The 13,545-nt window shown below is 56.8% G+C and carries 12 protein-coding genes; 6 read left to right on the forward strand and 6 right to left on the reverse strand.

Annotation, left to right across the window (positions count from 1 at the left end; genetic code table 11):
• Nucleotides 1-118 precede the first annotated feature (118 nt).
• Nucleotides 119-1,651 (reverse strand): sulfatase-like hydrolase/transferase, encoded by a 1,533-nt coding sequence (locus RUM8411_RS08470; protein ID WP_085822258.1) that lies wholly within the window; start codon nucleotides 1,649-1,651, stop codon nucleotides 119-121.
• 308 nt (nucleotides 1,652-1,959) lie between these two features.
• Between RUM8411_RS08470 and RUM8411_RS08480 the strand changes: the two genes are divergently transcribed.
• The 4 genes from RUM8411_RS08480 to RUM8411_RS08495 are packed head-to-tail and all read left to right on the forward strand — an operon-like array spanning nucleotide 1,960 to nucleotide 5,852.
• A complete protein-coding gene (locus RUM8411_RS08480; protein ID WP_234995173.1) occupies nucleotides 1,960-3,072 on the forward strand; it encodes an ABC transporter permease in 1,113 nt (370 codons plus the stop codon).
• 1 nt (nucleotide 3,073) lies between these two features.
• Complete coding sequence (locus tag RUM8411_RS08485) at nucleotides 3,074-3,889, forward strand: ABC transporter ATP-binding protein (protein ID WP_085822261.1); 816 nt, start codon at nucleotides 3,074-3,076, stop codon at nucleotides 3,887-3,889.
• Nucleotides 3,890-3,894: 5 nt separating this feature from the next.
• Nucleotides 3,895-5,211 (forward strand): MlaD family protein, encoded by a 1,317-nt coding sequence (locus RUM8411_RS08490; RefSeq protein WP_085822262.1) that lies wholly within the window; start codon nucleotides 3,895-3,897, stop codon nucleotides 5,209-5,211.
• Nucleotides 5,208-5,852 carry an ABC-type transport auxiliary lipoprotein family protein gene (locus RUM8411_RS08495; RefSeq protein ID WP_085822263.1) on the forward strand — a complete coding sequence of 215 codons (645 nt, stop codon included), beginning with the start codon at nucleotides 5,208-5,210 and terminating at the stop codon, nucleotides 5,850-5,852. Before RUM8411_RS08490 ends, RUM8411_RS08495 begins: the two co-directional genes overlap by 4 nt.
• A gap of 50 nt (nucleotides 5,853-5,902) precedes the next feature.
• Here RUM8411_RS08495 and RUM8411_RS08500 read toward each other — a convergent pair whose 3' ends face one another.
• The 3 genes from RUM8411_RS08500 to RUM8411_RS08510 are packed head-to-tail and all read right to left on the reverse strand — an operon-like array spanning nucleotide 5,903 to nucleotide 10,050.
• Nucleotides 5,903-7,873 carry a vWA domain-containing protein gene (locus RUM8411_RS08500; RefSeq protein WP_085822264.1) on the reverse strand — a complete coding sequence of 657 codons (1,971 nt, stop codon included), beginning with the start codon at nucleotides 7,871-7,873 and terminating at the stop codon, nucleotides 5,903-5,905.
• The gene (locus tag RUM8411_RS08505; RefSeq protein WP_085822368.1) at nucleotides 7,870-8,409 is read right to left on the reverse strand and encodes an RNA polymerase sigma factor; all 540 of its coding nucleotides are present in this window, start codon (nucleotides 8,407-8,409) and stop codon (nucleotides 7,870-7,872) included. The genes RUM8411_RS08500 and RUM8411_RS08505 overlap by 4 nt, the downstream gene beginning before the upstream one ends.
• A gap of 60 nt (nucleotides 8,410-8,469) precedes the next feature.
• On the reverse strand, nucleotides 8,470-10,050 hold the full coding sequence (locus RUM8411_RS08510) for an FMN-binding glutamate synthase family protein (protein ID WP_085822265.1): 1,581 nt from the start codon (nucleotides 10,048-10,050) through the stop codon (nucleotides 8,470-8,472).
• A 195-nt stretch (nucleotides 10,051-10,245) separates the two neighbouring features.
• Between RUM8411_RS08510 and RUM8411_RS08515 the strand changes: the two genes are divergently transcribed.
• Both RUM8411_RS08515 and crcB read left to right on the forward strand, forming a co-directional pair.
• Nucleotides 10,246-10,653 (forward strand): fluoride efflux transporter FluC, encoded by a 408-nt coding sequence (locus RUM8411_RS08515; RefSeq protein ID WP_234995174.1) that lies wholly within the window; start codon nucleotides 10,246-10,248, stop codon nucleotides 10,651-10,653.
• On the forward strand, nucleotides 10,650-11,012 hold the full coding sequence (gene crcB, locus RUM8411_RS08520) for a fluoride efflux transporter CrcB (protein ID WP_085822266.1): 363 nt from the start codon (nucleotides 10,650-10,652) through the stop codon (nucleotides 11,010-11,012). Before RUM8411_RS08515 ends, crcB begins: the two co-directional genes overlap by 4 nt.
• Here crcB and RUM8411_RS08525 read toward each other — a convergent pair.
• On the reverse strand, nucleotides 11,009-12,532 hold the full coding sequence (locus RUM8411_RS08525) for a DHA2 family efflux MFS transporter permease subunit (RefSeq protein WP_085822267.1): 1,524 nt from the start codon (nucleotides 12,530-12,532) through the stop codon (nucleotides 11,009-11,011). The two genes, crcB and RUM8411_RS08525, sit on opposite strands and share 4 nt — an antisense overlap.
• Nucleotides 12,529-13,512, reverse strand: coding sequence for an HlyD family secretion protein (locus tag RUM8411_RS08530; protein ID WP_085822268.1), 984 nt, complete (start codon nucleotides 13,510-13,512; stop codon nucleotides 12,529-12,531). Before RUM8411_RS08530 ends, RUM8411_RS08525 begins: the two co-directional genes overlap by 4 nt.
• Between the last annotated feature and the right edge of the window lie 33 nt (nucleotides 13,513-13,545).

The following is a 13,545-nucleotide window of genomic DNA, read 5'->3' on the forward strand; positions in this document are numbered from 1 at the left end:
GTAATTTCCAAAGTCACCCTCCCCGCCCCATATCCGTAGCACCGGAGCGACCACAGGTGTAGAGGGCACGGTCGCGACACTTTGCGACCCCTGACAATGGTACTTTGTCGGCGTGCAGTCAGTATCGAGGCGTAGATTTCGGCCCGTCTTTGGTGATCGAATGCAGGGATAGCGTGTGATCCATGTTGCGCATCCGATGTCGCAACATTTGGCGACTCAGGCGGGCCAGGTCCGTCGCGTATTCGGGGATTTCCGCGACATTCTCCATTTCCCCTTTCCCCTGATTGTCGAAAAGAAGTGATGGCATGTCCGCCGCAAACTCTACCAGAGTGAACCGCTCGTCCCGCAGGATGCCCAGGCAGGAATTGCTGTGACCTGTTCGCAGCTCTTGTTGCCACAGCGTCGGTGTCTGAGGGTCCGAAAAGTCCAGTTCGCTAAAGGAATACGTGCGCCAGTCCTTCGGCACCTGACCTTTCAGCAGAGGCATCAGTGACCGCCCATCCATCGCGTTTGGGATGGGTTGACCGACCCAATTCAGAATGGTTGGCGTGACATCGATGGACTCGGTCGGGACGGTGACGACCGACCCGGCTTGTGCCTGATCACCGGGCACCCGGATGATCAGCGGAATATGATAGGCCGCATCATAGACCGACATTTTGCCCCAGCTGTGCCGGTCCCCCAGCATCTCACCGTGATCTGCGGTGATGACCACCAAAGTATTATCGTATTGACCGCTGTCCTTCAGGAACTGCACGACACGACCTATGTGGTGATCAACCTCGGTCGCCAATCCAAGGTAGACCGCCCGCAAGGTCTGGATGTTCTCGGTGGTTGGTTCGACATTGTCAAAACCCTCAACAACATCGGTAGGCGTTTGTTTGTCCATTGTCGGACCGAAGAACGGATGCAGGGCCAACTCGTCCTCCCGGTCGGGGAATCCCGCTGGCAGAGGCAGGGTCGATCCGTCATACATCACGTTGTAAGGCGCCGGCGCGACCAGCGGTGGATGTGGCCGGATATAGGTCAGATGCGCAAACCAGTTCTGCCCAACAAAAGGCGCCATGCCGGTCACGAATGAATCAGTCAGAAACGCGGTGTCGCTGTCTTCTGCCCGGTACAGCGCGGGATCGTTCAGGCGTGGCGCACCACCGGTTGGCGAAACCGGGGAATGCACGTCCCAGTAATCTTCGAACGCATAGCCTTTTTGCATCAGATGCGCACGCCAGGGATAGGATTCCTCAAGCCGCATTTCGAGCATTTCGTGGAACCCGGCCATCGGGTGTTCATAAGATTTTAGGATCGGATCGTTGTGATGGTGCGCACGTGGATCGGCAGAGGTATCAGTATACCCGAACAACATCGGCAGATAGTCGGCCTTGCGCATCTCGGTCGCGATGTTTGGAATATCATGGCGCAAAGGCGTTCCGTTGCGAACGGACCGGTGGTTCATCGCATATTGCCCCGTCAGGATCGAGGCACGCGACGGACCGCAGGGGTTGGTCACCGAGAAATGCCGCTCAAACGTGACCGCTTCGTTCATAAAGGCGCGCAGGTTCGGTAAGTCGATATACTCTGCCAGGGCTCCGTTCAGGCAATCAGCCCGCAATTGGTCAATGATTATGAAGAGGACATTGCCGTCTTGCTGCATCTTTTACCCCTTGATTCCACGCGTGTGGGTGTGTTGCAAACTCTGTCGTGGTTCCGGGGTTCCGGCAACCGAATTGTCGCGCCACGAGGCAGGGAATACAAACAAACGCGCGCGACGCAGTTTGGGCTTCGATGGACTCTGTTCAGACAGGCAATTCGGTTTCGGACCTTGCAACCGATTGTTGTGTCAACGCGGTATCAGCAAACTGTCACACGGGTGCAATTGCGCCCGGACAATTCCCTGTTCAAGGGCAAAAATGCGTTGCAGGTCAACGCGGTTTGGCTTCACATACGGCCATGACGCAGCCAATGATACATTCGGACCGCGACTCCAACGGTGTCTGTCTGCGGGTGACGGGAGAATTGCTGACGCAGTCTCTGGAAACCGTTGAACAGGCGTTTTCGGCGTTCCAACCCGATGGTGGCAATGTCACCGTTGATCTGTCTAAGATCGAAGCGCTGGATACCGGCGGTGCATGGCTAGTTGCGAATCTTGCGCGACGCGTCCGGGCCGCAGGGGCGCATGTAGCCTTCAAGGGCCTGAAACCGGCCCATTCTGCACTGTTGGATACGGTGGCTCAGAATATCCCGGATGAGCAGGGTGTTGAGGCCGAACACCGTAGTTTCGTTGATTGGGTCGCAAGCGTTGGCGAACGGTCTGTGGGGTCTTGGAACGACTCGATGTCGCTGCTGGGATTTCTGGGCCTGACGCTGCACCGTCTAGTTCGAACAATCCTGATGCCGCACCGGTTGCGCCGGGCTGCGCTGGTGTCTCAGATGGAGGAAACCGGGTTCAAGGCGATCCCGATTGTCGCGCTGATGGGGTTTCTAATCGGTGTTGTACTGGCCTTTCAGGGTGCCACGCAGCTTAAACAATTTGGCGCTGAGATATTTGTGGTTGAGCTGATCTCGATCTCGGTTCTGCGGGAACTGGGCATCTTGCTGACGGCTATTATTGTCGCCGGTCGTTCCGGATCAGCCTTCACTGCTTCAATAGGATCGATGAAAGTACAAGAAGAGATCGACGCCATGCGCACGCTGGGGCTGGACCCGATCGAAGTATTGGTGATCCCGCGGGTTGTTGCCCTGCTGATAATGCTGCCGATCCTTGGCTTTATTGCCGACATTTCCGCCCTGATCGGCGGCGGATTAATGAGCTGGATCGACCTTGACGTCAGCCCCGGCATGTTCATGACGCGGCTGAAGGAAAACACCGGTGTCTGGCAATTGGCCATCGGCATGATCAAAGCACCCTTCTTTGCCTTGGTAATTGGCGTCATAGCGTGCTGGCAGGCAATGCAGGTCAGAGGATCTGCCCAGAGTGTGGGTCAGAGGACGACAGCTTCCGTGGTGCAGTCGATCTTTATGGTAATCGCGCTGGACGCCCTGTTCTCGATCTTCTTCTCAGTGATGGGGGTCTGACATGGACGGCACCGTGCTGGAACAGACCTCCAAGGCCGGCGCACAGCGCGAGGCCGTGATCCGTGTGCGCAATCTGACAAACCGGTTTGGGCCTCAGGTCGTGCACGATGACCTGAACCTGGATGTCTGGCGCGGTGAAGTTCTGGGCATCGTGGGCGGATCAGGCACCGGGAAATCGGTCCTGCTGCGCACCATTGTGGGGCTAAACAAACCCGCCGCCGGCAGTATCGAGGTGCTGGGGGTCGATGTTTTGAACGGGCCCGAACAGGAACGCCGTCGCATTGAAAAACGTTGGGGCGTGGCGTTTCAGGACGGTGCGTTGTTTTCCTCGCTGAGTGTTCTGCAGAACGTCATGGCCCCACTGCGCGAACATACCGGGATCAGCGAAAACCTGATGAAGGCACTTGGTAGTCTGAAGATTAGCTTGGTCGGTCTGCCGCAACTCAGCTGTGGCAAGCTTCCGTCTGAATTGTCAGGCGGGATGCGTAAACGTGCGGCGCTGGCCCGCGCGCTGGCACTGGACCCCGAGATTGTGTTTCTGGACGAGCCCACCGCAGGTTTGGACCCGATCGGCGCGGCAGCCTACGACGAGTTGATCGGCGAGCTGCAACATGCGCTTGGATTGACCGTGTTCATGGTCACGCATGATCTGGACAGCTTGTACGCCATTTGCGACCGCGTCGCGGTGCTTGCAGAAAAACGCGTGCTGGTTGAAGGTCCAATTGAAGAAATGACCAAAGTCGACCATCCTTGGGTACAGGAGTATTTCACTGGCCCCCGGGCGCGCGCGGCGCAAGAGAAGGGGCAGGACAGGTAAAGGCAATGGAAACCCGAGCGAATTACATTCTGATTGGCGCGTTTACCCTTGCGGGTATCCTTGGCGCCTTTGGCTTTTTCCTATGGCTCGCAAAGTTCGAGGTATCGCGTCAATATGCCTATTACGACGTTCTGTTCGACAATGTGTCCGGCCTGTCTGCAGCCGGCGGCGTCAGCTATAACGGCCTGCCCGTCGGGCAGGTGATTTCGCTGCGATTGGATGAGGATGACCCATCCAAAGTCCGGGTCAAACTTGAGGTCGACGCGGAAATTCCTGTGACTGAAAACACCATCGCACAACTGGATTCTCTGGGCGTGACCGGCGTCAGTTACGTTGAGCTGACGGGCGGCACCTCAGGTGGAAAAAGGTTGGAACAAAACAGCGTAATCAAAAGCAAGCGCAGCGCCATTCAATCGCTGTTTGAAGGGGCGCCCAAAGTTCTGGATGAGGCCATCACCTTACTTGATAACCTCAACAAAGTTGTCGACGACAAGAACCGCAAGTCGGTCAGCGACATACTCAGCAATCTTGCATCGGCATCGGGCAAACTGGAAAACACCTTATCGGACTTTGAAAACCTGTCCTCGGATCTGGGTGGTGCCGCCAAAAAACTCGGCGATTTCACGGATCGATTGGATCAACTGGCCGATACTGCAGAAACAACCCTGAAAACCGGAACAGACACTTTGAAAAGTGTGAAGACAGCATCCGAATCCGCAACGGTCGCCTTGGACAGCGCCAAGGGCACAATCGAAACGGCTGATCGCCTGATCAAGGAAGACGTCAAACCCTTCATAAGCCAGGCTACAGAATTGGCTGAACGTCTGTCAGGCCTGACTGAAGAAGGTGGCGTCGCATTGGCAACCGTCAACGAAACCTTTCTGAACGCAAACAAAACGCTGGGTTCGATCACCGGCGCGATGGAGACAGCAAAAGGAACGCTGACCTCGGCCGAGCAGGCATTCGACTCGGCCAACAAGGTCATAAACGAAGATATTGGCGCTGTGATGAGTGATGTGCGCACAGCCGCAAACGAAGTTGCGTCGACGGTGAAAAACGTCACTGAACGGCTGGACGATATCTCGGCAGACATCCTCAGCGCGTCCAAATCCGCATCAGAGCTGTTGGGCACAATCGATGGCATCGTACAGGACAACCGGCGCCAGCTGTCTGATTTCCTGCGTGTCGGCCTGCCGCAATTCACGCGCTTTATCGAGGAATCGCAACGACTGGTGATCAGCATGGATCGGCTGGTGGACAAGGTCGAACGTGATCCAGCACGCTTCTTACTGGGCACCCAAGCATCGGAGTTTCGCCAATGATCAGGCTTTTACTTGTGGCACTTTCGTTGGTGTCGCTGGGCGGGTGCACGGGGCTGGATACGCTGCGGCAAGCGTCCAAGCCAAACGACCTCTACCTGTTAACACCGAAAAGCACGTTTTCGTCTTCCTTGCCGCGCGTTCAAAAGCAGATCGTCGTCCAAGAACCAACGGCAACCGCCGCCGTAAACACCGACCAGATCGCCATTCAGCCGACACCGTTGCAGGTCCAGTATCTGCCACGTGCACGCTGGGTCGATCGCGCGCCTTTGATCGTTCAGGCTTTGCTGGTGGAAAGCTATGAAAACAGCGGCAAAGTCGCTGCCGTGGGCCGTTCCACTGTCGGACTGCGCGCTGATTACGTGATCGTACCCGATCTGCGAGAGTTTCAGGGCCTCGTGGTCAGTGATGTTGAGAACACCAAAACCATACGTGTCGAAGTGCGCATGAATATCAAGATCATCGACGAGTTTGACGACAAAATCATCGCATCGGATTCGTTTAGGGAATACATCGTCTCGGCCAGTGATCAGACGCCGGATTTGGTCAAAGCGTTTGATGAGGCTCTGGGCAAGACCATGAGGGATGCCGTGGAATGGAGCGTCGGCAAAATCAACGCCCATGCGGCCAATAACCCAAGATAAACCGGGCATAGAAGTGGGTGCTGTCAGAATACAGCACCCACAACTCAGACCTACTGGGCCAGAGTTTCTGCCAATCGGATCAAAGTGACGGCTTCTGCCCGATACCCAAACGGATCCTGACCTTTCGCGGAATTGGCCAATGCAATGGCGTCCTCGTACGACCACGACCCCAGGTATTCGCCGCCGCGCAGCAACTGGCCAAACCCGGCAATGGCGTAAGAAAACTGCACATCTTCGCTTGCTACGCCTTGCCCGGCAAAGATCGGCTCTTCGATTAATTGGCTTTGATTTGCGCCGGGTATCTTGTAGCGCAGCTTGAAGAACCCAATTTCATCTGATCCGTCGGTCGCTACCTGCTCGGTATAGCGCAGCGGTCCGTTCCTGATCGCATCCGACCCGACCGGCGTGACCTCATAGATCGCGGTTACAGTGTGGCCTGCGCCAATATCCCCAGCATCAACCTTGTCATTCGAGAAGTCCTCGCGCCGCAACGCGCGGGTTTCATATCCGATCAGGCGATACTCGGCGATCTGAGTCGGGTTGAATTCGACCTGTATCTTGACGTCGTTGGCAATCGGGAACAGGGCACCGGTCAACTGGTCGACCAGCACCTTGCGTGCTTCACCCAGCGTGTCGATGTAAGAAGCCTGCCCGTTTCCGTTCTGAGCCAGCGCCTGCATTGTCGCGTCATCAAGGTTACCGCGGCCAAAGCCCAAAACACTCAGAAACGTCCCGCTGTCGCGTTTTCCCGCAATGAAGCCCTTTAGCGCATCAGGATCCGACAGGCCAACATTGAAATCCCCGTCTGTGGCCAAGATCACCCGCGTCACTTCTCCCTCGGCGGCCATGCCTTCGGCCACCTGATAGGCCTGCTGCAACCCGGCTTGACCTGCGGTTGAACCACCAGCCTCTAGCTGGTCCAACGAAGACAGGATCTTTGTGCGTTCCGAGGCTGCCGTGGGCTCCAACACCTGCCCTGCACTGCCTGCATATGTAACAATTGAGACCTGATCTTCGGGGCGTAGTTCCGAAAGTAATAAGCGAAAGGATTGTTTCAGCAGGGGCAGTTTGGTTGGGTCCTGCATTGATCCGGATGTATCGATCAGAAAGACGAGGTTCAGTGGTGCGCGTTCTGCGATCTGAGGCAATTCACCCTGAATGCCGATATGTACAAGCTGAGTACCCTCGTTCCACGGGGTTGGCGACACCGTGATTGTCGGACGGAACGGCATTTCACCTTCTGGCGCAAGATAGGCATAGGGGAAGTAGTTCACCATCTCTTCCACCCGCACCGCGTCTTTAGGTGGCAACTGGCCCCGCATCAACGAAGACCGGACGATTGAATAAGACGCCGTATCGACGTCGATCGAGAAGGTCGAAACCGGCTCTTCGGTCGTAACTTTCAGCGCGTTTGTGTCGGAATTGGCGAAGGCCTCGGTGTCAGCCTCGGGCACAACTCTTTGATCAAGCTCAATCGGCGAAGGTGCAATTGACGGAGCCCGTTCGTACAATGCCCCACCAGCAATCCCGGATTCCATTGTTGCGCCCAGCGAACTGGACTCTTGCGCATTTGACTTACGCACTCTGGGCTTAGGCGACGTTGCAGGGGCATCCGCGACCAAGCCTTGCAGGTCTGACACAGCACCATCATGAACCGATTCAGAGTTTGGTGTTGGCAAGATACCAGCAATCGGCTCAGCCTGCCGATTTTCTGCACGACTGGTGGGATTGACGACATAGTCCCGCGTCTGCGGCACGATCATCACCAGCGCCACGGCGGCAATTGCGGTGGTCGCGGTCAGTGCACCGCGATGGGAGACGGCATTCAACATGGTTTTCACTCCTTCTGTCAGGCGGGCTATCCGGCCTCGCTTGTCAGTAGGACGTGCGCCAGTTTGCAATCCTTGGGCGCGATTGAAATTTTCCTGCGCTATCGACAGGTTTTCGGCCCGGCGCTGTGCATCGGGCACGGGCGTGGCTGCGTTCATCAATGTTTTGAGGTCGTCAAGATCGTCTGTCATTGGGCCAGCTCCTCTTGTCGCAGGGCGCGCAGGCGCTTGCGGATATCTGACATGCGCCAGGAAACGGTGCCCTCGGAAACACCCAGTACGTCGGCGGCTTGGGCATGAGTCATCTCATCCTCGAGTGTCAGGGCCAGCGTGTCCTGCAGGTCCTGCGGCAAAGACTGCAGGGCCCGCTGCAACCAATCGACAGCCTCGGCGGTTTCCGCGGCTTCGGCCCGGCGCATCTGTTCAACATCCCCCCACCCGGTCGCGGCGCGGCTGTGGCTGGCCTGACGGCGGCGCGCGTCTTCGGCGGCGTTCACGACCACCCGGTAAAGCCACGTGGTGAACTTTGCCTGCCCCCGAAATCCGGCAATTTTTGCTGGCAAGGCCGCGCAAATGTCTTGCGTCAAATCCTCGGCCTGGTCGGCGCGGCCGGTTAGACGAAAAGCAAGGCGAAACACCCGGTCGTAATGCCGCGCCAACAGCGCGGCAAACGCATCTGCGTCACCTTTCGCCGCTGCCCCGGCCAGATTTTCGTCCGTTGTTGTCATACGCATCACGATGAGTAAGACGGATCGAAAAGGTCAATCCTTGGCGTTGGCGTAAAAAAATTAAAAATGATCTGCCGAAGCCATTTTCCATTCGGCTGCATATTGATAGGGGACTGTACCCGCTAGAAGGGCGCCATCTTCGAGAAAATCGTAAAGCTCGGCATAAGACCGTTCCCTTTCATCAGCTGTGCGGCGGCGAATATCGGCGGGGCGCAGCTCTGCGACCTGGTCTTTTCCCATCGCACCCAAAAGCTCGCGGAAGCTCTCCAGCGTTGCGTCGTGAAAACGATGCACCCGCACGCGTTTTTGCGGCACATTTACCGCCCGACCCCGGATCGGATCCTGTGTGGCGACGCCCGATGGACAGCGGTTTGTGTTGCAATGCAAGGCCTGAATGCAGCCGACCGCAAACATCATCGCACGCGCCGCGTTGCACATATCGGCCCCCAGCGCGAGTTTTTCGACCATATCATACCCAGTGGCCACCTTGCCCGAGCAGATGATCCGGATCTTGTCGCGCAACCCGACCCCGCGCAGGCAGTTGTTGACGAAGATCAATGCTTCGTTCAGCGGCATGCCCAGGCGATTGGTAAACTCGACCGGTGCCGCGCCGGTGCCGCCCTCTGATCCATCAATCGTGATGAAATCCGGCAGGATACCGGTTTCCAACATCGCCTTGCAGATCGCCATGAACTCGGACGGTCTACCAATACACAGCTTGAACCCGATGGGCTTACCATCCGACATCTCGCGCAGGTGTTGCACGAAATGCAACAATCCCGTTGGCCCGTCGAAAGCTGAATGCACAGGCGGAGAAATCACATCCTGATGCTCGGGCACGCCGCGGATTTCGGCGATTTCCTTATCCACCTTAGCCGCAGGCAGCACCCCACCATGGGACGGTTTTGCCCCTTGCGAGAGCTTAATCTCGATCGCTTTGACCACGTCGCGCCTGGCATTTTCAGCGAATTTGTCCTTGTCAAACCCACCCTCGGGCGAGCGGCAGCCGAAATAACCCGTGCCGATTTGCCAGATGATATCCCCACCTTCGGCCAAGTGGTGCGGAGATAATCCGCCCTCGCCCGTGTTATGTGCGAAACCACCGTCTTTGGCGCCACCATTCAAAGCCCGGATAGCATTGGCACTAAGCGCGCCGAAACTCATCGCCGACACGTTCAAACGCGACGCGAGATAAGGTTGCGTGCATTGCGGCCCGCCCAACATCACACGTTCTTCGCTTTCAGCCACATTCTTGGGCGCAAGCGAATGGTCGGCCCGGTGATAGCCAACGCTCAAAATATCGTATTGGGTACCGAAGGCCTGCGTGTCCACCTGCCCCTTGGCGCGGGAATAGACCAAGCTGCGAACAATCCGATTGTAGGGGCGGCCGTTTTCATTTGTTTCTACAAAATACTGCCGGATTTCCGGGCTCACAAATTCCAACATATAGCGGAAATGACCGAGCACAGGGTAGTTGTTCAGGACGTTGTGCTTGGTGGTCAGCATGTCATAGAGGCCGATCACTGCGTAAGGGACCAATACCACAAGCAGCCATAAGATGGGTGGCCAGAAATACCCCAACAAAACTGTTAACGGCAGGCAAACATAACTCAGGATGTAATAGAGTCTGCGTACAATCATTCGTGCTCTCCCTAAGTGATGCGCAATCGGTTTTGTGGCAACGTGGTACAATTCGGTATTTGGTTGCAAGCATTTGTACCCGAAATCACAGGTTCGGGGGAATTTGTGAAAAGAGGCAGAGGTTTAGGCACAGTTGATCCATCCGCCAGCAATAGGTATGCCCAAGAAAAGGCGAACCAGGCAGGATCATCGACCGTGACACAAACCCGACCCGCTGTCCGGACCTTGGTCCTGATGTTCACCGCTGTTTTTGTTGGCGGTGCAGTGGGTTCTGTGCTGCGCGAGGTGTTTGCCGCCCAAATACCCGGTGCTCCGATCCTGACCGCCACTTTTGGCATCAATATCGTGGCGTGTTTCATACTTGGTTGGCTCTATTCCATACGTCACCGTGTTCATGCGCATGTGGTGCATCTGGGTGCGGTAGGGTTTTGCGGTGGGTTGTCCACGTTTTCGTCCTTTGTGGCAGAGCTTGAGCGCCTGGCATCATCGCATCTGTGGGTTGCGGTGTCTGCCGCAGGGTTGGAAACCACCTTGGGTTTGGGGGCCGCCATTCTGGGCGAGGTCGTTGGGCGCAGGCGAAACGGACCAAAGGCATCGGAATGAGCGAGCTGTACCTGCATGTCATGTTCGGCCTGGGTGGCGGACTGGGGGCCGTGTTTCGTCACTGGATTGCGCTGCGGATCAATCATGATCTGCCACTGTCAACGTTGATCGTGAACGTCTTGGGCAGCCTGCTTCTGGGTCTGTGGATCGGGTATCTGGGTGGCCCGGTCGATATGGGAGAAGAAGAAAAGCGGTTGGTATTTGGCTTCTGCGGCGGATTCACCACCTTTTCCAGCTTTGCCTATCAAACGCTGGAGTTGCGGCGCGAACGGACGATCGCGCTGGCCGCCGGGAATATCCTCCTGAGCCTTGCTTTGTGCTGGCTTGCCCTGTGGATGGGTCTGGTCGTGATGCGCTAATGCGCATGAACCTGCGCTTGGGTTTCTGCCTTGGGTGCTTTGCAGAAAAACAACAACGGTATAGTCGCAAGGGCCAGCAGACCCAGATTGTTGAACACCGTCAGATAAGAAATCAACTCGGCTTGCCGCGAGATTTCCTGACCTAAAAAGGCCGCTCCCTGGGCACTGTCCGGCGTTAGCCCAAGCGGTGCCAAATAAGCCTGGGCCGCCGGATTATAGGGCGTCACGTTTTGGCTGAGGACAGCCGTATTCGTCTGCATTCCGCGCACCACCCAGGTACCCACCAGCGAAATTCCGACCGAAGACCCTAGTTGTCGGGTTACGTTGAACAGGCCTGACGCCTCGTCCTGCCGGGATTTTGAGATGCTTTCAAAAGCAAGAATGGACATGGGTACAAACACTAGCCCCATTCCAAGCCCGCTGACGGCGCCCGGCCATGCCAGTTGCCAGAACCCGGCATTCAAATTCAGCGCCCCGAGCATAAAATTGCTGATGGCTGTCAACAACATGCCCACCCCGGCAAGGACACGCGGATCGAACCGGGAAACCAGAATAGCTCCGGTCGCAACCATTGAGATCCCCGCAGCAATCCCGCGCGGGATGAATAGATGGCCGGATTCGATAACCGGATAATCCAACAGGTTTTGCACAAAGGTCGGCAAAATGGCGATGCCACCAAACAGTGAGATGGCAAACCCGGCGATGACCAGGTTACACAGGGCAAAATTGCGATCTGCAAACAGGCGCAAGTCGACAACAGAGTTTCTGGATGTCAGCGCGTGGTAGAGGAACCCCAGAGCCCCCAGAACAGACGCAATCACCGCCAATTGAATGGCGTGCGACGACAACCAGTCTTTGGTCTCGCCCTGATCCAGAACAAATTGCAGACACCCGATGCCGATGGCCAGCAACGCCAGACCAGCCCAGTCGATGCGAACTTCTTCGGTTTCGTCCTCCGGCAACTCTCCGGCCAAAAGCAGCAGTGCCATAGCCGCTACCGGGAGGTTGACAAAAAACACCATTCGCCATGAGAAATATTCGGTGAGGATCGCACCTACGGTCGGCCCAAGAACCGGCGCAACCACAACACCAAGCCCAAATACCGCCATCGCCTGCCCGCGTTTTTCGCGTGGAAAGGCATCAAACAGAATGGATTGTGACAAAGGTATTAGAAACGCACCGAACATGCCCTGCGCCAGCCGAAAGATTACGATGGTTTCAAGGCTCCAGGACAGGCCGCACAAGACGGACATCGTGGTAAATCCGATGATGGCGGTCAGGATGAGCCTTCGCCTCCCGACCCGGCGGGCGACAAATCCGGTCAAGGGCATGACCACGACAGCCGAGACGATATAACTGGTCAGAATCCAAGTGGCCTGATCGGTTGTGGCCCCGAACGCCGCCTGAATATGGGGCAGCGCGACATTGACGATGGTACTGTCCAGCACCTCGAGTATCGCACTGAGTACAACGGCGACGACGATCACCGGGTTGATGCGGCTTGCCGCCGGGGCTGTCATTGCCCGGCCTGAACTTCACTGGTGTCCACGGTCACTTTGCTACTGCCACCCACGCGTAGCGGTGCGTCCGTTGGGTCAAGCGCGACACGCACCGGGAAACGGCGCGTGACCTTGACCCAGTTGCCGCTGGCATTCTCGGACGGCAACAATGAGAACGTATCCCCCGAGCCCCGGCCGATCGAAGCAACTTTGCCCGTAAGGGTCACACCGGGCAGCATGTCGATCTGTATACGAACCGGCTGTCCCGGGCGAATACGGGGCAACGAGGTTTCCTTGAAATTCGCATCTACCCACCAATCCGAGGATTCAACGATGGAAAACTGCGGTGCGTTTGCGGATACGGCAGACCCCGGTCGCAGGGTCAGGTTGGCGATCCAGCCATCTGCGGTGGCATACACTTTGGTCCAGTCTAGATTGGCCTTGTCAATTTCCAACTGTGCCTGTGCCGACAGAACCTCGTCCTGCTTTGCCGCCACCCCGCTTTGCAAGGCCAGTAGACTGGACTGCGCGGTGGTCAGACGGGCCGAGGCCTCTGCGAATTCTGACGAAACCTGATCCAACGATGCCTGAGCCAGATCACCATCCGAGAACAACGCCCGTGCACGTTCGAGGTTTTTCTTTGCCGTGTCATACGCAGACTGAGTGGATCCGACCATCGCCTCTGCCGCCGTGATCTGCGTGGAAAAGGACTGAGCCTGTTGTATCGCGCTGTCCAGATTGGCCTTGGATTGATCAACCGCGGCCTTGAACTGCGTGTCATCAATGGTGAACAGCAGATCCCCTGCCTTAATCGGCTGATTGTCTGAAATCGGCACTGCGGCCACCTGCCCCGTGACCTGCGCGGCGACATAGATAACATTCGCCCCAACATAGGCGTCTTTGGTGGATGGGTAACGCTCCTCATAGCGCCAATACAGAAACAGGCCAACGGCGATTGCGGCCAGCATTGCGGCAACGGCTGCGGCTTTCATCGACTTCATGGGTTGGGCCTCATTCGGGTTGCTGGGATCGAC

It is taken from the genome of Ruegeria meonggei (assembly GCF_900172215.1).
Classification (GTDB): Bacteria; Pseudomonadota; Alphaproteobacteria; order Rhodobacterales; family Rhodobacteraceae; genus Ruegeria; species Ruegeria meonggei.